The organism is Rhizobium sp. LC145, from assembly GCF_001005825.1.
GTDB lineage: Bacteria > Pseudomonadota > Alphaproteobacteria > Rhizobiales > Rhizobiaceae > Neorhizobium.
The window spans coordinates 365,099-385,322 of the sequence record NZ_LBHV01000004.1 but is presented as its reverse complement, the minus strand read 5'-3'; the positions used below and the strand labels follow the sequence as shown (position 1 = coordinate 385,322).

The following is a 20,224-nucleotide window of genomic DNA, read 5'->3' as shown; positions in this document are numbered from 1 at the left end:
CACCTTGCAACTGACAAGCGATGCCTGATCCTCAAGGATTGATCTGTGGCGGCTCCCCGAAATTCGGCATGGCCGGCTGGCTGGGCGGCGCGGGCTGGCCGGGTGCTCCCTCCATCGGCGGCAGGCCGAAATTCGGCATCTGGTTTCCTCCACCGCCCGAGCCGAAGCCAGGGATCTCGATCTTGATCGTATTGAGGTCCACATCGGCCGCCTTATCCAGCCAGTAGGTCACAGACTCCGGCCAGAAAATGACGATCGCGACGAGGATGAGCTGCATGCCGAGCCACGGGATGGCGCCGAGATAGATATCCTTGGTCTTGACCGTCTTCGGGGCGATCGAGCGCAGGTAGAACAGCGCAAAGCCGAAAGGCGGATGCATGAAGCTCGTCTGCATGTTGATGCAGAGCAAGACGCCGAACCAGATCAGGTCGATGCCGAGCGATTGCGCGATGGGCGCCAGGAGCGGCAGCACGATGAAGGCGATCTCGAAGAAATCGAGGAAGAAGGCCAGGAAGAAGATGAAGATGTTGACGAAGATCAGGAAGCCGATCGCGCCGCCGGGCACGTGCGACAGCAGGTATTCGATCCAGTGACCGCCATCCATGCCCTGGAAGACGAGGCTGAAGCAGGTGGCGCCGACCAGGATGAAGACCACCATGGAGGTGATCGTCATGGTCGAGTGCATGCCCTGTCGGACGAGGTCCCAGGTGAGGCGACGGTGCAGAGCGGCCAGCACCATGGCGCCGACGACGCCGAGCGCGCCGGCTTCGGTCGGGGTCGCCAATCCCATGAAGATGGTGCCGAGCACGAGGAAGATCAGTACGATCGAGGGGATCATGCCCCACAGCACACGGGCAACGAGCGCCATGTTCAGCTCGCCGCGCGCTTCCGGCGGAAGGGGCGGCACGTCCTTCGGCCGGAAGATCGACAGGCCGAGGATGAAGAGCATGAAGATGACGACCTGCAGGATCGAGGGGCCGATCGCTCCGAGATACATGTCGCCGACCGAGCGGCCGAGCTGGTCGGCGAGCACGATCAGCACGAGAGAGGGCGGGATGACCTGGGTAATCGTTCCGGAGGCGGCGATGACGCCTGTGGCAAGCCGCGGGCTGTAGCCGTATTTCAGCATAATCGGCAGCGAGATCACGCCCATGGTGATGACGGATGCCGCGACAGTGCCGGTGATCGCCCCGAGGATGGCGCCGACCAGGATCACCGCATAGGCGAGGCCGCCCGGAATGGCGCCGAAGAGCTTGCCGGTTCCTTCCAGCAGGTCCTCGGCGAGACCGCAGCGCTCGAGTATCGCGCCCATGAAGGTGAAGAAGGGGATGGCGAGCAGGAGGTCGTTGGAGACGATGCCGAAGATGCGCAGCGGAAGCGCCTGCAGGAAGGCGAATTCGAAGTGGCCGGTGGCGATGCCGAGCAGGCCGAAGAAGAGGCCGACGGCCGATAGCGAGAAGGCGACCGGGAAGCCGTAGAGCATGAAGATGATCATGCCCAGGAACATTGCCGGCGGCATTATGCCGTATTCGAACATGCGCGCTTATTCCCCCCGAAGCATTGATTTTATTGAAGCGGCTTTTCGTAGGTGGTGTCGACCCGGAGCAGGCCTCTCAGGCCGGCGATCCGCTTCACCAGTTCCGAGAGCCCCTGAAGCGCGAGCAGGGCAAAACCGGAGACGATGATGAGCTTGACTGGCCAGCGTATGAGGCCGCCGGCGTTCGACGACATCTCGCCCTGGGCATAGGAAACGGTGAAGAAGGGCCAGGACAGCCAGGCGAGATAGAGGCAGGCGGGGATCAGGAAGATGACGAGGCCGAGAATGTCGATCCAAAGCCGGACGCGGTCGGAGACTGCGCCGTAGATGAGGTCGACGCGCACATGTTCATTGAGTCTCAGCGTGTGAGAGGCGCCGAGAAGCACGATGAACGCGAACAAATACCATTGTATTTCGAGCCAGCCGTTCGAACTATAGTTGAAAAGATAGCGAACGCAGGCGTTGCCGGCGCTGATCATGCAGCAGGCCAGAACGAGGTATCCCGAAAACCTTCCGATGACCTCACTGACGCGATCGATCAGAGCACTGAACTTCAGAAGTGCCGACATATGCTCCCATTCTCCCGGCGGCTCCTTTTTCTCCCGACCGCCTTGGAGGCGATGTAAACCAACGCTTCTGAAAAGAAAAGCGGTTATTGGCGGGGTGTTTTCAGGTTCTACACGGCTGATCGTCCAGTGCCGCTTGCCTTACATCGTGGAGAGAGCTTTAAAGTTTACCGATTTCATTGAAAGTTTGTTAAGCATATTCCGGCGAACCCCTAGATCGCTATGGGGAAAAATCAGGCCCGACAAGCAAATTTTAAAGTGTTTTCTTCACTGTTCGCCGCGGAATTAGGGATGAGCCCGATGAAGCAGATGGAAGCGAAGACGTTGCCGACAGATGTCTATCTGTCGTTCGTCAGTTCGCTGTTCGGAAATCGCGGTACGCTTGTGACCGGCGTGGTCGTCCATGTCGTCTGGTGCTTCATCGTATTCAGCAGTACCGGTTCCGTATTCTATCTTGCCATGGCCGCAAGTTTCATGGCGGTCTTCGCCTACCGCATGGTCGGCTTTGCGAAATTCGACAAGATGGACAAGCAATCCTTGTCTCGCCGGGAGATCGCCAAGGTCGAATGCGGTTATGTCGTCGGGGCGGCATTGACCGCCCTCTTGCTCGGCATCGCCAGCGGCTATGCGCTGCTCGTTCTTCAGAACACGTTCGCCGCCTTCACCTGTATTGCGATGACGCTGGGTTCCATGATGTCGATCGTGGGGCGCAATTACGGTTCGCGCCATGCCGTCGATTACCAGACGATGGCATGCTGTCTGCCGATCATGGGCGCCTGCCTTCTCTCGGGCCAGCTGCATTTGGCGCTGATGTCGCTGCTGCTCATTCCCTTCGGTCTGACGACGCGCTCCATGGCCATGGGCGTTCGGGACTTCCTTTATGAGAACGTCATTGCGACCCGCGACATCACGGTCATAGCCGGGCGCTTCGATACCGCTCTCAAGACCATGGCGCATGGCCTGGTCATGCTCGACGGCGATGGCAAGATCGAAGTGATCAACCGCCAGGCGCGCGACCTTCTCCATCTCGATCCGGTCGCCGAGGTGAAGGATCGCGATCTGGTGACGGTGCTGCAGCGGGAGGCAGCCGTTGCGCCGTCCGAGGCCATCATGTGGCAGGTGGCGCGTCTTGCCGAGGGAGCGCAGCGCCGTGCGCTGCTGCAGTTCGGTGACGGCCGCCATCTGGAATTCTCCGCCAGCCATCGCTCCGATGGCGGCGTCGTTCTCATCTTCGAGGATGTGAGCGCGCGCGTGGCGACCGAGGAGAAGATCCTGCACATGGTCCGTTTCGACGCGCTGACGGCCCTGCCGAACCGCGGTTACTTCAGCGAACTGGCAACCGGAAAACTCCAGACCATTGATGAAAACGCTCTTGCGGCCCTCCTCGTTCTCGATGTCGACGGGTTCAAGCATGTCAACGACATGCGCGGCCACGTGGTGGGCGACCGGCTGCTGGCCTTCATCGGCATGCGCATGGCGGCACTTGCAGGAGACGACGTCGTGGCGGGCCGTCTCATCGGCGACGAGTTCGTGCTGTTGATCATGGGGGGCGCCGATCGCGCCGCCCTCGAGCAGCGCATCAGGGACCTCCATGCCAGGATCCAGGGAAGTTATCCGATCGGAGACCTGCGCCTCACCGTGTCGATGAACGGCGGCTGCGTCATCGATGGAGCCGGCGGCTTCGATATGGAGAACTGGCAGATCAGGGCCGACCTTGCCCTCAACGATGCGAAATCCAGGGGCAACGGAACGCTCACGTTCTTCCGCGAGGAGATGGATGCCCGCTATGTCGAGGAGCAGAAGCTCAGGGCCGATCTGCGTCAGGCGATCGAGGATCGCGGCCTCTACGTCGTCTATCAGCCGATGTACCGGCCGGATGGTTCGCAGGTCGAATGCTTCGAGGCGCTGGTCCGCTGGAAGCATCCCGAGAAAGGGCTGATTGGCCCGAACGTCTTCATTCCGCTGGCCGAGGACATGGCGCTCGTCTCGCAGATCACGCGGTTCGTCATCGAGCAGGCCTGCCGCGATTGCGCCTCCTGGAAGAGGCCGATACCGGTCTCCGTCAATCTTTCGATACACGATCTGCAGAATTCCGATCTCGTCGCCTATGCGGCGGATGTGCTCTCGAAATACGGGCTGGAGCCTTCGAGGCTTCACTTGGAGGTGACCGAGAGCTGCTTCATGAACGAGCCGGTTGCCGTCAGCGCCATACTCAACCTTTTCCGGGCGAAGGGCGTCACGATCGCGATCGACGACTTCGGAACGGGTTTTTCCAGCCTCAGCTATCTGCATTCCCTGCCGCTGGATATCGTCAAGATCGACCGCGCCTTCGTGAAGGACATCGAAGGAGAGCCGCGGCATCTGAAGCTCTTGAGCGGCATCGTCCACCTGTCGCGCGAACTCGGCTTGAAGGTCGTCCTCGAGGGGGTGGAGACGGAAGGGCAGCTCGCGCTGATCAACCAGCACGATTTTGCCGATCTGGTGCAGGGATATGTCTTTTCGCCGCCGTTCCTGCCGATGCGATCGAGGAAATTGCCTCGAAGCCGGGCTCTCCCGCCAAATCCGCAGGCACCGCCCGGCGTAGCCGCAAAGGGTCTCAAACCCGCACTCTAAGCACCATCGGCTGAGTGCCGATTGATCCTAGTATCCTGGCGCAATCCAGGGTTTTGGGCCGGGGTGGCCTTCGCTGTTAACCATAACACTTAAAATTCTATTAAACTTTGCCTTTGGTGCATTGCGGTAGGCGCGCTGTGTAGGGTTAATTCTTGGTAAACAGCCAAGGATTGCCAAGATGTGGATAGATCAAAACAGCACAGATGGAAGTTTCTCGTCCAGACTTCTGGAGACCCTTGACCATATCGAATATCGCCGAATCCAAAGTAACGAGGATTTCGAAGATATAGCCCGGCTCCGTTACAAGGCCTACAAGGCGCATAACGTGCTGCCGGTCGCGGCGCGCAGCATGCTGGACGAAACAGACTTCGACAGCCACGCCTATGTCTTCGGTGTTTACTATTACGAAGAACTCGTCAGCACGTTGCGGGTCCATTACGTGACGCCGGAACATCGGGTCAGCCAGTCGAGCGGCATTTTTCCCGATGCGATCAATGCCTTCCTCGATGCCGGCCTGACCCTGATCGACCCGGCCCGGTTCGCCATCGACGCCGAGTTTGCGAACGAGCGCTCGACCTTGCCCTATCTCACCGTCAGACCGACCATCATGGCGGCCATCCATTTCGATGCGGATCGCATGCTGCAGCATATCCGGCCGGCGCATGCCGCATTCTACAAACGGTTCTTCTACGCGGATACCGTCGTGCCGCCCACCATGACCAAGACCTACGGCTTCGACCTGACCTTGCTTGCCTCGCGGACGCGGGAGATACGCAAGAAGCTGATGCGGCGCTTCCCCGTTTTCCAATCGGAAGCATATGAGCGCCGGATGATGTTCGAGCGGTCCTCGCGCTTCGATCTCGCGCCGCTCACCATCCTGCCGACCGCACGGCGCGCTGTGCGTCCGGGTTCGCCCGAGATGGCCTACGTGGCCTGACGTCGCAGGCGGTGACCCTGACGCGCAGGCAGCGGCGAAGCGTACCGATGTGGGGCCGAGGTGGCATTGCGCTTTGCGGCGGCTTTGTGTAAGGCCAGAACGGGCGTTCCGTCCTGTCCGAGGGCAGGATTCGGAACGGTAGCGAGGGTTTCTCCGCCCGCAAGAGCCGCCCTTTCCGCGGCTTGGCGGAGCGGTTGTCTGAAGGAGACGGATTGATGGACGATCATCACAGCGGACCGGTGGAAACGGGCGCGCCGATGAACTACGAGGAGCATGAGAGCACCTACGACCTGTTCATTGCAGGCACCAAGTGGGGCACCATGATGCTCGTCGTGCTGCTGATCGCCATGGCGGCGGGCTTCTTCACGGCGGCCGGCTTCCTCGGCGCCACCATCCTCTTCATCATCCTCAATATCGCCGGTTTCCTGCTGCTGCGCTGATCGCGCGGCAGGGGAGGCATGGGGGTAAGCGGACGGAGTGCTGCTCCGTCCCGAGGGGGATTCTGACCGGGAGGAGGCAGGTTCTTGCCAAAGGTGATATTTGTCGGCCGCGAAGGTCAGGAGGAGCGGCGTGTCGCCGTTTCAGCCGAAACGGTGAAACGGCTTGCGGGCCTCGGCTTTTCCATCGTGGTGGAAAGCGGAGCGGGGGTGGCGTCGGGTATTCCCGATGCCGAGTACGAAGCAGCGGGCGCGCGCATCGGGCGCTCCGCGGATGCCGGTTCGGCCGATATCGTGCTCAAGGTCAACCGGCCGACTTCGGCCGAAATCTCATCCTATAAATCCGGCGCGGCGGTCTTCGCCTGCATGGACCCCTATGGCAATGAGGCCGCGCTAGCCGAGATGGCCAGGGCGGGACTTTCCACCTTCGCCATGGAGCTGATGCCGCGCATCACCCGCGCGCAGTCCATGGACGTGCTCTCTAGCCAGGCGAACCTCGCCGGCTATCGCGCGGTGGTCGATGCGGCGCATGAATATGGCCGGGCCATGCCAATGATGATGACGGCTGCCGGCACGGTTCCCGCCGCAAAGGTCTTCGTCATGGGTGCCGGGGTCGCCGGCCTGCAGGCGATCGCCACCGCCCGCCGCCTAGGCGCGGTCGTTTCCGCAACCGATGTGCGCCCCGCCGCCAAGGAGCAGGTCGCCTCGCTCGGCGCGAAGTTCATCGCGGTCGAGGACGACGAGTTCAAGGCGGCCGAAACCGCGGCCGGCTATGCCAAGCCGATGTCGGAAGCCTATCAAGCGAAGCAGGCCGCGCTGGTGGCAGATCATATCGCCAAGCAGGACATCGTCATCACCACGGCGCTGATTCCCGGCCGGCCCGCACCCCGCCTCGTGACGCGCACCATGCTCTCCTCCATGAAGCCGGGCTCGGTCGCCGTCGATCTCGCCGTCGAGCGCGGCGGCAATATCGAGGGCTCGCAAAAGGGCGGGATCGCAACGGTCGAGGGCGTCACCGTCATCGGCTATGCGAATGTTTCCGGACGCGTCGCCGCCTCCGCCTCGGCGCTCTATGCCCGCAACCTCTTCGCCTTCCTGGAAACCTTCGTGGACAAGCAGACGAAGGAGTTTTCGATCAACGCCGAGGACGAACTCGTCAGGGCGACCCTGCTGACCCATGGCGGCAAGGTGGTGCATCCGACCTTCGAGGCGGCTGCCGCGGCATTTGCCGGGGAGCCCGCCATGCCGGCCAAGCCTAAGCCGGCCAAGCCCAAGAAAGCCGCGCCGAGCAAGTCCAAGCCTGTTTCGGCGGACGCCGCGCCGGTGGAAAAAGCCGTCCGGTCGCGCCGGAAACCGGCGAAAGACGATGCCGCGAAGAAGGAGGGGCTTTGATGGCGAATGAAATCATGAACAAGGCGCTGGAAGGTCTCGACCAGGCGGTTTCGGCTGTCAGGAGCGCTGCCGAGCAGGCCCCCGCCGTCGCCGATGCGGTCGGTGCCGCGGCGCACGGCGTTTCGGGCGGGGCGATCGATCCCTTCGTCTTCCGTCTGGCGATCTTCGTGCTGTCGATCTTCGTCGGCTACTACGTCGTCTGGTCGGTGACGCCGGCGTTGCATACGCCGCTGATGGCCGTCACCAACGCCATCTCCTCGGTCATCGTCGTCGGCGCGTTGCTGGCGGTCGGTGTTGCGGCGAGCGGGCTTGCCACCGGTTTCGGCTTCATCGCGCTGGTGCTCGTCTCGGTGAACATCTTCGGCGGCTTCCTGGTGACCAGCCGGATGCTTGCCATGTACAAGAAAAAAGATCGCTGAGGGGTTCTGAAGAAACATGTCGCAGAACCTCGCAGCCTTCCTCTATCTCGTCTCCGGCGTGCTGTTCATCATGGCGCTCCGCGGCCTTTCTCACCCGACCACCAGCCGCAAGGGCAATGTCTACGGCATGGTGGGCATGGGGATTGCCATCGGCACGACGCTGCTCCTGGCCACCCCGAGCTTCGGCGGCCTCCTGCTGATCGTGCTGGCGCTCGCCATCGGTGGCGGGGCAGGGGCCTATATCGCCCGCACCATTCCGATGACGGCGATGCCGCAGCTCGTCGCCGGCTTCCACTCGCTGGTCGGCTTTGCCGCCGTCATGGTGGCGGCCGCGGCTCTCTATGCGCCGGATTCCTTCGGTATCGGCGAAATCGGTGCGATCCACGGCCAGGCACTCATCGAACTGGCGCTCGGCGCGGCGATCGGCGCCATCACCTTCACCGGCTCAGTCATCGCCTTCCTGAAGCTCGACGGGCGCATGTCCGGCAAGCCGATCATGCTGCCTTACCGGCATTTCATCAATATCGGCCTCCTGGTGCTGATCGTCGTCTTCATGGTCGGTCTCGTGCAGACCGAAAGCCATTTCGATTTCTGGCTGGTGGTGCTTTTGGCGCTGATCCTCGGCGTGCTCATCATCGTTCCGATCGGCGGCGCCGACATGCCGGTCGTGGTGTCGATGCTGAACTCCTATTCCGGCTGGGCTGCTGCCGGCATCGGCTTCACGCTCGGCAACCTGGCGCTGATCATCACCGGCGCGCTGGTCGGCTCTTCGGGTGCGATCCTCTCCTACATCATGTGCAAGGGCATGAACCGCTCCTTCATCTCCGTCATCCTCGGTGGCTTCGGCACCGACAATGGCGGTGGCGCGGGGGCGGACAATTCCGACAAGACGGTGAAGCAGGGCTCGGCCGACGACGCGGCCTTCCTGATGCAGAACGCCGAAAAGGTCATCATCGTGCCGGGCTACGGCATGGCGGTGGCCCAGGCGCAGCACGCGCTCAGAGAGCTTGCCGATACGCTGAAGGAACACGGCGTCGAGGTGAAATATGCGATCCACCCGGTCGCCGGCCGCATGCCCGGCCACATGAACGTGCTGCTCGCGGAAGCGAACGTGCCTTATGACGAGGTCTTCGAGCTGGAAGACATCAATGCCGAGTTCGCGCAGGCCGACGTCGCCTATGTCATCGGCGCCAACGACGTGACCAATCCGGCGGCGCGCGACGACAAGACCTCGCCGATCTACGGCATGCCGATCCTCGATGTGGACAAGGCCAAGACCTGCCTCTTCGTCAAGCGCTCGCTCGGTTCCGGCTATGCCGGCATCGACAACACGCTGTTCTACAAGGACGGCACGATGATGCTGCTCGGCGACGCCAAGAAGATGACCGAGGACATCGTCAAGGCGATGAAGCATTGAGAGTAGCGAATAGCGAATAGCGAATAGAGCCCGGCAATGCCGGGCTTTTTCGTGGATGCAAGGCATGCTAGATATACGTTATCGAGAACGTTTATCCAGGTGGCGCCATGCAGGTTTCGAAATGGGGTAACAGTCTTGCCGTCCGCTTGCCCGCGTCGGTCGTGGAGGCGCTCGACCTCAAGGAAGGCGACGATATCCAGATCCGCGCGGTCGATACGCTGGAATTCGAGGTGGCACGCAAGCCGACCCGCCGGGAACTGCTCGAGCGGCTGAGAAAATTCCGTGGACGCCTGCCCGAGGATTTCGTGTTCGATCGCGAAGAGGCAAATGCCCGGTAATTTCCATGATACGAACGTTCTGATCTATCTCGCCTCGGGCGATCCCGCCAAGGCGGATGCCGCCGAACGGGCTGTGGCAATGGGCGGATCGATCAGCGTGCAGGTGCTGAACGAGTTCGCGCATGTCGCCTGGCGAAAGCTGGGGTTTTCATGGGACGAGGTCCAATCCTTTCTTGCGACGATTCGCGGAGTGCTTGATGTTCTGCCTCTCACGGCGGCCGTTCACGACGAGGGATTGCTATTGGCGGCGCGCTACCAGCTATCCGTATATGATGCGATGATCGTCGCTGCGGCTTTGTCCGGCGAATGCGACGTGCTGTTTTCCGAAGACCTTCAGGACGGTATGGCCATCAATGGGCTTACGGTCTTCAATCCGCTGAAGCGCTTCGCGTGATCGTGCAGTTTCCGCAGCCTCGTTCCGAGCCATCGTTCAGCATCGACGAACAATCCGTTTCGGCAAATGCGGTAGGGGCGGGCTAACGGATAGCCGCGGGACATGCCATGTAAGGGGCAACAATCCTTTCGCACACCCTTCCGGAGCGACCCATGAAAAAGATCGGTTTCCTTTCATTCGGGCATTGGACGCCCTCGCCGCAATCGCAGACGCGTTCGGCCTCCGACACCCTGCTTCAGTCGATCGACCTTGCCGTCGCGGCCGAGGAACTCGGGGCGGACGGCGCCTATTTCCGCGTCCACCACTTTGCAAGGCAGCTTGCCTCGCCCTTTCCGCTGCTGGCGGCGGTCGGTGCGAAGACGAGCCGCATCGAGATCGGCACGGCCGTCATCGACATGCGCTACGAAAACCCGCTCTACATGGCGGAAGATGCCGGCGCGGCGGACCTGATTGCCGGCGGACGCCTGCAGCTCGGCATCAGCCGAGGCTCTCCCGAGCAGGTGATCGACGGGTGGCGGTATTTCGGCTACCAGCCGGCCGAGGGGCAAAGCGACGCCGATATGGGCCGGCGGCATGGGGAGGTTTTCCTCGACGTGCTGCGCGGCGAGGGCTTCGCGCAACCCAATCCGCGGCCGATGTTTCCCAATCCTCCGGGACTGCTGCGTCTCGAGCCGTATTCTGAGGGTCTCAGGGACCGAATCTGGTGGGGTGCAAGCTCCAACGCCACGGCTGTCTGGGCCGCGAAGCTCGGCATGAACCTTCAGAGCTCGACGCTCAAGGACGACGAGACCGGCGAAGCCTTCCATATCCAGCAGGCGCAGCAGATCCGCGCCTATCGCGAGGCCTGGAAAGAGGCGGGACATGCGCGGACCCCGCGCGTTTCGGTCAGCCGCAGCATCTTCGCGCTGGTGGATGACCGGGACCGCGCCTATTTCGGCGGTGGCGGCAAGGAGGACGATTCGATCGGCTTCATCGATGCGAAGACGCGGGCGATCTTCGGTCGCAGCTATGCCGCAGAGCCGGATGTGCTGATCGAGCAGTTGAGGCAGGACGAGGCGATTGCCGAGGCCGATACGCTGCTCCTGACCGTGCCCAACCAGCTCGGCGTCGAGTACAACGCCCATGTCATCGAGGCGATCCTGAAGCATGTCGCGCCGGCTCTCGGCTGGCGCTGATCCGGGAAAATGTCGGGTCCGGTGACTGTCGTCACCGGACGGCATCGATCAGCTCGATGCGCCGCGGGTGCGGGCAAGGCCGTCCTTGGCGGGCTTGTAGTTCGGATCGAGACGCACCGCATGGGAATAGGAGCGGGCAGCCTTGGCCTTGTCGCCACGGCGCTCGTAGACCAGTCCCTGGTTGGCCCAGGATTCGGCGATGTCGCCGTTAAGTTCGATGGCGCGGTTGAAGTCGGCGAAAGCGTTCTCGTCGTCGTTCAGCGCCACATAGGAGATGCCGCGGCCGTTATAGGGCTCGGGCGAATTCGGCGAAAGCGAGATCGCCTTGGAGAAGTCCTCGATCGCCTGAGCGTGCTGGTTGCGCACCTGGTAGATCAGGCCACGATTGTGCCACGCCCGGCCATCCGTGGTATCGAGTTCGATCGCCCGGCTGAAATCGTTGAAGGCCTCGTTGGTGCGGCCCGCCTGGCGGTAGATATTGCCACGGCCGACATAGGCCACGTCATAGCTCGAGTTGATCTGGATGGCGCGGTTGTAATCGTTGATCGCCTCGACCGGCTTGCCCATGTTGCGGTAGACCAGCGCCCGGTTGGCATAGGCCTGGTAGAACTGCGGATTGAGCTGGATGGCGCGGCTGAAATCGTCGAGCGCCCGGCGGAAATCGCCGGAGCGGCCATAGGCCGAACCGCGCACGTTATAGCCTTCCGGGTCCTGCGGATTGGCCTGGATGACGGAGGAAAGGGAGGCGATGTTTTCCTGCGAACCCTGCGCGCGATCGACCGTGATCAGGTCGGTCGTCTGGGTGGACGAGCAGCCGGCAAGCGCGAGCGAAGCCAGAACCGCGAGGGATAGCGCTGTTTTTCCTTGGGATGGAAAGGCGATGGACGGCAAGAGGCCGGAAGTTTCAGTTCCGCGGAAGCGAACGGCAATCTTTGCGGCCATCAGGCGCGTTTCCTCGTATCGGGCAGCGGGAGCGGTCTTTGGACCGATCCGGACAAAATCGAAAAAAGCGGCGGCGCCCTAGTCGCCCCCGCCTTACAAGCACGTGAAAACGTCGAAAAAACGGCCGATCAACGACCGGTGCGAGGGCCGGCGACGAGGCCTTCGCGCTGAGCACGCTTGCGAGCCAGCTTGCGGACGCGGCGAACGGCTTCAGCCTTTTCGCGAGCGCGCTTCTGCGACGGCTTTTCGTAGTAGTCGCGCATCTTCATTTCGCGGAAAATGCCTTCGCGCTGCATCTTCTTCTTGAGAGCGCGGAGAGCCTGGTCGACGTTGTTGTCGCGGACAAGTACCTGCACGTGAAAATCCCGTTCCTTTGGTTTGGTTGTTCGCCCGATATCGACGTGACACGAGGCGATAGAATACTCTTGCCCGGCGCGCGGCCGTGCGATTGATGAAGCGAGATAGCAGATGAGTCTGCCGAAGTCCAGACGCTAACTTTCAAACATCGACGAAATTGGTAGGCGAAAAAGCCCGTATGCGGGACCACGATGCCGCGTGTCGAAACAATCTTTGAATGCGTCGCAAAACAGCCATTGCGTCGGATATTGATTTGCGATGGGTATGGCTCTACCCACGATACCGTCGGACAGGGAGTTTGAAGGGCGAGATGCGCAAGTATTCGGTTTTCGCCATAGCCCGCGAGGCTATGCGTGCCCACAAGGGCTGGGAGGCTCAATGGACCTCGCCGGAGCCGCGCAGCGCCTATGACGTCGTCATCGTCGGGGCGGGCGGGCACGGGCTGGGCGCCGCCTATTATCTCGCCAAGGAACACGGCATCACCAATGTCGCGGTGATCGAGAAGGGCTGGCTGGGCGGCGGCAATACCGGGCGCAACACCACCATCATCCGCTCCAACTATCTCTATGAAGAGAGCATGGACATCTACGAGCACTCGTTGAAGCTCTGGGAGGGCTTGAGCCAGGAGCTCAATTATAATGTCATGTATTCGCCGCGCGGCGTGATGATGCTGTCGCACAATGTCCATGACCAGCAGTCGTTCAAGCGGCATATCAATGCGAACCGGCTCTACGGCATCGACAACGAATGGCTGACGCCGGAGCAGGCGAAGGCATATTGTCCGCCGCTCGATATCTCCAAGACGGCGCGCTATCCGATCAATGGCGCGGCGCTGCAGCGGCGCGGCGGCACGGCTCGTCATGATGCGGTCGCCTGGGGCTATGCGCGCGCCGCTGCCGATCGCGGCGTCCACATCATCCAGAACTGCGAGGTGACCGGCATCCGCCGCGGGCCGAACGGCGAGGTGCAGGGCGTGGAGACGAACCGCGGTTTCATCGGCGCCAAGAAGGTTGGCGTTTCGGCCGCCGGCCATTCCTCCGTCGTCATGGAGATGGCGGGCGTGCGCGTGCCGCTTCATTCAACCCCGCTGCAGGCGCTGGTTTCCGAACCGCTGAAGCCGATCTTCCCCTGCGTCGTCATGTCGAACACGGTGCATGCCTATATCTCGCAATCCGACAAGGGCGAGTTGGTGATCGGCGCGGGCACTGACCAGTACAACTCCTATTCGCAGACCGGCGGATTGCAGATCATCACCCATACGCTGGATGCGATCTGCGAACTCTTCCCGATCTTCCGCCGGGTGAAGATGATGCGCCAGTGGGGCGGCATCACCGACAACACGCCGGACCGCTCGCCGATCCAGGGCGTGACGCCGGTTCCGGGCCTCTTCGTCAATTGCGGCTGGGGAACCGGCGGCTTCAAGGCGACGCCGGGCTCTGCGAACCTCTTCGCGCATCTCATCGCCAGGGGCGAGCCGCACCGTCTGGCCGCGGGGCTGAACCTAGATCGCTTCCGCACCGGGCGGCTGATCGACGAGGCTGCGGCTGCAGCCGTTGCGCATTGATATATAGGGGATAGACGAGATGCTTTTGATCCACTGCCCCTATTGCGAGGAAGACCGCTCGGAGCTGGAATTCCGCTGGGCGGGCGAGGCCCACATCGCGCGGCCGGAAAATATCGCGGCGATCACCGACGAGGAGTTCGCCGAGTATTTCTTCCTGCGCAACAACGAGAAGGGCCTCACCTATGAGCGCTGGCGGCACATCCACGGCTGCGGCCGCTTCTTCAACGCGGCGCGCGATACGGTGAGCGACAGGTTCCTGATGACCTACAAGGCGGGCCTGCCGAAGCAATCTATCCCGCCGGCGGAAGAAGCAACGGCGGTCGCCGAGGAAAAGACCGTCGAGACCTGGGAAGCGACGGAAGGAGACGCCCGATGAGCGTTTCCGGCAAGAATATCGGTGCGTTCCGCATCAAGGGCGCGGGCCGCCTGACGCCCGCCCGTACGGCGCGCTTCACCTTCGACGGCAAGACCTATACTGCGATGGAAGGCGATACGGTCGCCTCGGCGCTGCTTGCGCATGGCGTGCATCTCGTCGGCCGCTCGTTCAAATACCACCGGCCGCGCGGCATTCTTTCCGCCGGCGCGGAGGAGCCGAACGCGCTGATCGACGTTTCGCGCGATGCGGCCCGCCGCCAGCCGAACGTGCGGGCGACCGTTCAGGAAGTGTTCGACGGCGCGAAAATCTCTTCGCAGAACCGCTGGCCTTCGCTGAAATTCGATGTCGGCGGCTTCAACGACCTGCTCTCGCCCTTCTTCGCCGCGGGCTTCTACTACAAGACCTTCATGTGGCCGAAGGAAGCCTGGATGAAGGTCTACGAGCCTTTCATCCGCCGCGCCGCGGGCCTCGGCGTTGCGCCGACGGAAGAGGACCCGGACCACTATGCCAACCGCTATGCCCATTGCGACGTGCTGATTGCCGGCGCGGGCGTGGCGGGCCTGACGGCGGCCCTTTCGGCGGCTGCGACTGGCGCCTCGGTCATCCTGGTCGACGAGCAGCCGGAAGTCGGCGGGGCGCTGCATGCGGATAGCGCGACCACGATCGACGGGCAGAACGGCTATGAATGGGCGCAGGCCGCCGCCGCGAAGCTCAAGGCCATGCCGAACGTGACGGTGCTGACCCGCACGACGGTGTTCGGCTACTACAATCACGGCTTCCTCGGGCTTGCCGAGCGGGTGACGGATCATCTCGCCCGCCCAGGCAAGAGCAGCCCGCGCGAGCGGCTGTGGCAGGTCCGCGCAAGCCGTGTCGTCCTCGCCACCGGCTCGATCGAGCGGCACATGGTGTTTTCCAACAACGACCGGCCGGGCATCATGCTGGCGTCGGCCGCGCGCACCTTCCTCAACCATCACGGGGTCGCGGTCGGCCGGAAGGTCGGGGTCTATACGGCGCATGATTCGGCCTATGAAGCCGCCTTCGACCTGAAGCGAGCCGGCGTTTCGATCGCCGCCATCGTCGATTGCCGCGCCGAGCCCGGCGAGGCGGTGCTGGCAGAGGCCCGCTCGCTCGGCATCGATGTGCTGACCGGCCATTCGGTGACGGATACTTTCGGCCGCTTGCGCATCTCCTCCATGACGGTGGTGCGCAACGGCGGCTCAAATGCACGCAAGATCAAGGTGGACGCGCTGATCGTTTCGGCCGGCTGGACGCCTTCCGTCCACCTGTTCTCCCAGTCGCGCGGCAAGCTGCGCTTCGACGAGAAGGGTCAGCGCTTCCTGCCCGACATCTATGCGCAGGATTGCGTTTCGATCGGCGGCTGCAACGGCACCGACGACCTGGCCGAACTGATCGACGAGGCGATCGTGGCCGGCGGCGGTTCGATCGCGCTTGCCGGCGAGAACCGGTTCGAATGGACCGGCGGCATGATAGGTGCTGCGGAAGGCGCTGGACCGGATACGGTGGTGAAGGCCTTCATCGACTTCCAGCACGACGTGACTGCCAAGGACATCCGCCTTGCGGTGCGCGAGGGCATGCACTCGATCGAGCACATCAAGCGCTTCACGACGAATGGCATGGCTTCCGACCAGGGCAAGCTTTCCAACATGCATGGTCTGGCGATCGCGGCGGAAGTGCTCGACCGGCCGATCCCGCAGGTGGGGCTCACCACCTTCCGCGCGCCCTATACGCCGGTGACCTACGGCACGCTCGTCAACCACTCGCGCGGCGATCTCTTCGATCCCGCCCGCAAGACGCCGATGCATGCGCTGGAGGCTGCCGAGGGCGCGGAGTTCGAGGATGTCGGCAACTGGAAGCGCGCCTGGTATTTCCCGAAGCGCGGCGAGGACATGGCAACTGCCGTCAACCGCGAGTGCCGCACGGTGCGCGAGGCGGCGGGCGTGTTCGACGCCTCGACGCTCGGCAAGATCGAGGTGGTCGGCCCGGATGCGGCGCAGTTCCTCAACCTGCTCTACACCAATGCCTGGGATGCGCTGAAGCCCGGCAAATGCCGCTACGGCATCATGACCCGCGAGGACGGCTTCGTCTATGACGACGGCGTCGTGGGGCGGCTTGCCGAAGACCGCTTCCATGTGACGACGACGACCGGCGGCGCGCCGCGCGTGCTGCACCATATGGAAGACTATCTCCAGACGGAATTCCCGCACCTGAAGGTCTGGCTCACCTCGACGACCGAGCAATGGGCGGTGATCGCGGTGCAGGGGCCGAAGGCGCGGGAGATCATCCAGCCCTTCGTGGAAGGCGTGGATATCTCCAACGAAGCCTTCCCGCATATGAGCGTGGCGGAATGCACGGTGATGGGCGTGCCCGCACGGCTCTTCCGTGTCTCCTTCACCGGCGAGCTCGGCTTCGAGGTGAATGTTCCGGCCGATTACGGTCCGGCCGTCTGGAAGGCGATCTGGGAGCGGGCGGAATCCATGGGTGCCTGCCTCTACGGCACGGAGACCATGCACGTGCTGCGCGCCGAGAAGGGCTATATCATCGTCGGCCAGGACACGGACGGAACGGTGACGCCGGACGATGCCGGGCTTTCCTGGGCGGTTTCGAAGAAGAAGACGGATTTCGTCGGCATTCGCGGCCTCAAGCGGCCGGATCTCGCGAGGGACGGCCGCAAGCAGCTCGTAGGGCTTCTCACCAACAAACCAAGCGATGTGCTGGAAGAAGGCGCGCAGATCGTTGCCGATCCGAACCAGCCGAAGCCGATGACCATGCTCGGGCATGTCACCTCCTCCTACTGGTCGGAGAATTGCGGCCGATCGATCGCGATCGCGCTGGTGGCCGGCGGCAGGGCGCGCATCGGCCAGACGCTCTACGTGCCGATGAAGGACAGGACGATCGCGGTGGAAGTCACCGACATGGTGTTCTTCGACAAGGAAGGAGGCCGCATCAATGGCTAAATCTAAGACTGATGCGAGCCGTACGCTGCCGCTCGCGGGTTTCCATGGCGGCTCCTCGACCGTCCGGCTGGAGGCGGCGGCGCCCGCCCAACGCATTTCGCTGCGCGCGAGTGCGGACGACGTGCCGGCTCTCTCCGGTGCGCTCGGGCTCGACCTGCCGGTGAAGCCGAAGACATCCGCCACGGCCAACGGGCGCACGGCGCTGTGGCTCGGCCCGGACGAATGGCTGGTGATCGACGAAGGCACTGTTTCCCCTGGGGGCAGGCTGATGCAGGCGGCGGCCTCTTCCGGCGTCCCGCACTCGGCCGCCGATGTCTCCCACCGCAACACGGCGATCCTGGTTTCCGGTCCGGGTGCTGCGCGCGCCATCAATGCCGGCTGCCCGCAGGATCTGTCGCTCACAGCCTTTCCCATCGGCGCCTGCTCGCGGACCGTTCTGGCCAAGGTGGAGATCGTGCTGCTCCGGACTGCGGAGGATGCGTTCCGGGTGGAAGTCTGGCGGTCATTCTCCGATTACGCCTTCGGCCTGCTCGCCGAAGGTGCGCAGGATGCGGCATTGTAAGACGATAGCCTGACTTGACTTGCCGTTCAGGAACAGCACTCTCGCGTTGAAACGGGAGGGTATTCATGGACCATATTCAACTGATGGGGCTCGGCTTTGCCGTGGCGGTCGCTGGCGGCGCGATCGCGGCGAAGCTTACGAAGATCGAGCTTTGGAAGGGCGTACTCGTCGCGGCGGTGGCGGCGCTGGCGGCGATTGCCGCCTATTTCGTTCCGGGTTTCGACCGGAGCCTCGCCATGCCGCTCGCCGCCCTTGTCGGAGCGGGTGTTTCGGGCGCCGTGCTCGGGCTTTCAGCCCCCATGACGGCCAATATCCTGATCGGCGCGGCCGTGCCGCCGATGCTGGGCTTCCTGCTGATGGAAATGGGCGTCTAAACGCTTCACAGGGAGAGATTTAACGCGGCTTCCCGGTCGATATAGGCGCGTTGCTTGTCGGTGATGTAGTCGCGAACGATAGGTGCCGCATCACGCGAGCGGGAGAGCTGCATGTGGAAGACCAACTGGCTGCCGGTGCGGAACATCATCTCGGCGCTGATGAGGTAGAATTCCCACATGCGGGCGAAACGCTCGTCATAAAGGGCGATGACGGCATCCCGGTTCTTTTCGAATCGTTCGGTCCAGTGGGCGAGCGTCGTGGCATAATGCAGGCGCAGGAATTCGAGATCGGTCACCCACAGGCTGTTGCGTTCCACCACCTCGAAAACTTCCGACAGGGCCGGCGAATAGGCGCCCGGAAAAATGTATTTGCGCAGCCACGGGCTTGCCATGCCGGGCGGGCTCATGTGGCCGATCGAATGCAGCAATGCCAGCCCGTCGTCCGGCATCAGGCTGTTCAGCTTGGCGAAGAACTCGTCGTAGTGATGCACGCCGACATGCTCGAACATGCCGACCGAAACGATGCGGTCGAATTTTTCCGTCACATCCCGGTAATCCTTGAGCTCGAAGCGGACACGGTCGCCGAGCCCTGCCGCTTCTGCGCGTGCGGAGGCCAGCGCCTGCTGTTCCTTCGACAGGGTGACGCCGACAACCTCGACCTCTTCGAGCCTGGCGAGGTAAAGCGCGAGATCGCCCCAGCCGCAGCCGATGTCGAGCACCTTCATGCCGGGCCTGAGGCAGAGCTTGCTCGCCAGGAGCCGCAGCTTGTTGCGTTGCGCCTGTTCCAGCGTCTCGGTCGGCTCACGGAAATAGGCGCAGGAATAGAGCATGTTCTCGTCGAGAAACAGCTTGTAGAACTCGTTGCCGAGATCGTAATGGTGCGCGACGTTCTGCTGTGCCTGGCCCTTGCGGTTGGATTGCTGCCGCTTGCGGAAGCGCATCTTGATGCTGCGCAGAACCTTCTGCAGCGGATAGGAGCCGAGCGACAGCCGATTGACGGAAAACAGCGTCAGGAAATCGCGGAGCGTCGAGCCTTCCTCGAACCGCATCGTGCCATCCATATAGGCTTCGCCTGCCGCCAGTTCAGGATTGAACACCAGCGTCCGGTAGAGCCGTTTGTCCGTCAACCGCATGGTCACCGACGGGCCGGGCGTTCCGGCGAACACATGGCGCTTACCCTCCGCATCGATGACCGTCAGGCGGCCACGGCGGATGAAGGACTTCATCATATGCGACAGTGGAAACATCAGATTCTCCCCGACCACTGGGCGAGAAGCTAGCATCAAGTTCCGAGATTTGCGATCAACACTTCGCGGAAAGCCTGCAGGATTTCTGCTTCGGAGGGCCGTGGTCAAACGCTTTCCGGCCGGTCCTTCGGATCGAACTGGATGATGGTGATCCAGTTGGCGGTGAGCGCCGGCTTCTGCTCGTTCTCGATCTCCACCGAGACCTCGTAGGTGGTCATCAGCATGCCGGCGCCGCGGAAGCGCGCCTCGACGAGCTTGAAGTGGCCGCGGACACGGGTGCCGCTCTTGACCGGCGACATGAAGCGGACGCGGTCGAAGCCGTAATTGATGCCCATTGTCTGCTCACGGATCTTCGGCACGCAGTCGAAATTCATGGCGGAGAGAAGAGAAAGCGTCAGGAAGCCGTGTGCGATCGTGCCGCCGAAAGTGCTCTCGGCCTTGGCGCGCTCGGGGTCCACATGGATGAACTGGTGGTCATGGGTGGCATCCGCGAACTGGTCGATCATCGGCTGGCCGACACTGATCCAGTCGGATATGCCGACTTCCGTGCCGACCAGGTCCTGCACCTCGACCAATGAAATTTTGCGCGACATGCTTCCTCA

General features: G+C 62.6%; 20 protein-coding genes. 14 read left to right on the top strand and 6 right to left on the bottom strand.

From position 1 onward, the window contains the following. Positions 1 to 31 precede the first annotated feature (31 nt). Both YH62_RS13390 and YH62_RS13385 read right to left on the bottom strand, forming a co-directional pair. Positions 32 to 1,537: a TRAP transporter large permease subunit gene (locus tag YH62_RS13390; protein WP_046794706.1), complete on the bottom strand. Its 1,506-nt coding sequence runs from the start codon at positions 1,535 to 1,537 to the stop codon at positions 32 to 34. A gap of 29 nt (positions 1,538 to 1,566) precedes the next feature. Next, positions 1,567 to 2,106 (bottom strand): TRAP transporter small permease subunit, encoded by a 540-nt coding sequence (locus YH62_RS13385; protein WP_046794705.1) that lies wholly within the window; start codon positions 2,104 to 2,106, stop codon positions 1,567 to 1,569. Positions 2,107 to 2,394: 288 nt separating this feature from the next. On the opposite strand from YH62_RS13385, the gene YH62_RS13380 reads away from it, so the two are divergent. The 9 genes from YH62_RS13380 (at position 2,395) to YH62_RS13340 (ending at position 11,225) form a co-directional block, all read left to right on the top strand. Further along, positions 2,395 to 4,716 carry an EAL domain-containing protein gene (locus YH62_RS13380; RefSeq protein ID WP_156176945.1) on the top strand — a complete coding sequence of 774 codons (2,322 nt, stop codon included), beginning with the start codon at positions 2,395 to 2,397 and terminating at the stop codon, positions 4,714 to 4,716. Between the two features lie 178 nt (positions 4,717 to 4,894). Beyond that, positions 4,895 to 5,653 (top strand): hypothetical protein, encoded by a 759-nt coding sequence (locus tag YH62_RS13375; RefSeq protein WP_046794704.1) that lies wholly within the window; start codon positions 4,895 to 4,897, stop codon positions 5,651 to 5,653. Between the two features lie 215 nt (positions 5,654 to 5,868). Then, entirely contained in the window at positions 5,869 to 6,093 is a 225-nt protein-coding gene (locus YH62_RS13370; protein WP_046794703.1) for an aa3-type cytochrome c oxidase subunit IV, read from the top strand. 84 nt (positions 6,094 to 6,177) lie between these two features. Continuing rightward, a complete protein-coding gene (locus tag YH62_RS13365; RefSeq protein WP_046794702.1) occupies positions 6,178 to 7,482 on the top strand; it encodes a Re/Si-specific NAD(P)(+) transhydrogenase subunit alpha in 1,305 nt (434 codons plus the stop codon). Beyond that, the gene (locus tag YH62_RS13360; protein WP_046794701.1) at positions 7,482 to 7,901 is read left to right on the top strand and encodes an NAD(P) transhydrogenase subunit alpha; all 420 of its coding nucleotides are present in this window, start codon (positions 7,482 to 7,484) and stop codon (positions 7,899 to 7,901) included. Before YH62_RS13365 ends, YH62_RS13360 begins: the two co-directional genes overlap by 1 nt. Before the next feature lie 16 nt (positions 7,902 to 7,917). Continuing rightward, positions 7,918 to 9,318, top strand: coding sequence for an NAD(P)(+) transhydrogenase (Re/Si-specific) subunit beta (locus YH62_RS13355; protein ID WP_046794700.1), 1,401 nt, complete (start codon positions 7,918 to 7,920; stop codon positions 9,316 to 9,318). 107 nt (positions 9,319 to 9,425) lie between these two features. Further along, the gene (locus YH62_RS13350) at positions 9,426 to 9,656 is read left to right on the top strand and encodes an AbrB/MazE/SpoVT family DNA-binding domain-containing protein (RefSeq protein WP_046794699.1); all 231 of its coding nucleotides are present in this window, start codon (positions 9,426 to 9,428) and stop codon (positions 9,654 to 9,656) included. Continuing rightward, positions 9,646 to 10,050, top strand: a complete 405-nt coding sequence (locus YH62_RS13345) for a PIN domain-containing protein (protein ID WP_046794698.1) — start codon at positions 9,646 to 9,648, stop codon at positions 10,048 to 10,050. The genes YH62_RS13350 and YH62_RS13345 overlap by 11 nt, the downstream gene beginning before the upstream one ends. A gap of 152 nt (positions 10,051 to 10,202) precedes the next feature. Beyond that, positions 10,203 to 11,225 carry an LLM class flavin-dependent oxidoreductase gene (locus YH62_RS13340; RefSeq protein WP_046794697.1) on the top strand — a complete coding sequence of 341 codons (1,023 nt, stop codon included), beginning with the start codon at positions 10,203 to 10,205 and terminating at the stop codon, positions 11,223 to 11,225. Positions 11,226 to 11,273: 48 nt separating this feature from the next. Here YH62_RS13340 and YH62_RS13335 read toward each other — a convergent pair whose 3' ends face one another. After that, positions 11,274 to 12,167, bottom strand: a complete 894-nt coding sequence (locus YH62_RS13335) for a tetratricopeptide repeat protein (RefSeq protein ID WP_082118343.1) — start codon at positions 12,165 to 12,167, stop codon at positions 11,274 to 11,276. A 128-nt stretch (positions 12,168 to 12,295) separates the two neighbouring features. After that, entirely contained in the window at positions 12,296 to 12,523 is a 228-nt protein-coding gene (gene rpsU, locus YH62_RS13330) for a 30S ribosomal protein S21 (RefSeq protein WP_046794696.1), read from the bottom strand. Positions 12,524 to 12,834: 311 nt separating this feature from the next. Between rpsU and YH62_RS13325 the strand changes: the two genes are divergently transcribed. The 5 genes from YH62_RS13325 (at position 12,835) to YH62_RS13305 (ending at position 18,375) form a co-directional block, all read left to right on the top strand. Beyond that, positions 12,835 to 14,088: a sarcosine oxidase subunit beta family protein gene (locus YH62_RS13325; protein ID WP_046794695.1), complete on the top strand. Its 1,254-nt coding sequence runs from the start codon at positions 12,835 to 12,837 to the stop codon at positions 14,086 to 14,088. 19 nt (positions 14,089 to 14,107) lie between these two features. Then, positions 14,108 to 14,464, top strand: coding sequence for a sarcosine oxidase subunit delta (locus YH62_RS13320; RefSeq protein WP_046794694.1), 357 nt, complete (start codon positions 14,108 to 14,110; stop codon positions 14,462 to 14,464). Beyond that, entirely contained in the window at positions 14,461 to 17,439 is a 2,979-nt protein-coding gene (locus YH62_RS13315) for a sarcosine oxidase subunit alpha (protein ID WP_046794693.1), read from the top strand. Before YH62_RS13320 ends, YH62_RS13315 begins: the two co-directional genes overlap by 4 nt. Beyond that, complete coding sequence (locus YH62_RS13310; RefSeq protein WP_046794692.1) at positions 17,432 to 18,001, top strand: sarcosine oxidase subunit gamma; 570 nt, start codon at positions 17,432 to 17,434, stop codon at positions 17,999 to 18,001. Before YH62_RS13315 ends, YH62_RS13310 begins: the two co-directional genes overlap by 8 nt. Before the next feature lie 65 nt (positions 18,002 to 18,066). After that, a complete protein-coding gene (locus YH62_RS13305; RefSeq protein ID WP_046794691.1) occupies positions 18,067 to 18,375 on the top strand; it encodes a hypothetical protein in 309 nt (102 codons plus the stop codon). Between the two features lie 5 nt (positions 18,376 to 18,380). On the opposite strand, the gene YH62_RS13300 is transcribed toward YH62_RS13305, so the two are convergent. Then, a complete protein-coding gene (locus tag YH62_RS13300) occupies positions 18,381 to 19,622 on the bottom strand; it encodes a cyclopropane-fatty-acyl-phospholipid synthase family protein (RefSeq protein ID WP_046794690.1) in 1,242 nt (413 codons plus the stop codon). A gap of 104 nt (positions 19,623 to 19,726) precedes the next feature. Beyond that, entirely contained in the window at positions 19,727 to 20,215 is a 489-nt protein-coding gene (locus tag YH62_RS13295) for a MaoC family dehydratase (RefSeq protein WP_046794689.1), read from the bottom strand. Positions 20,216 to 20,224 lie beyond the last annotated feature (9 nt).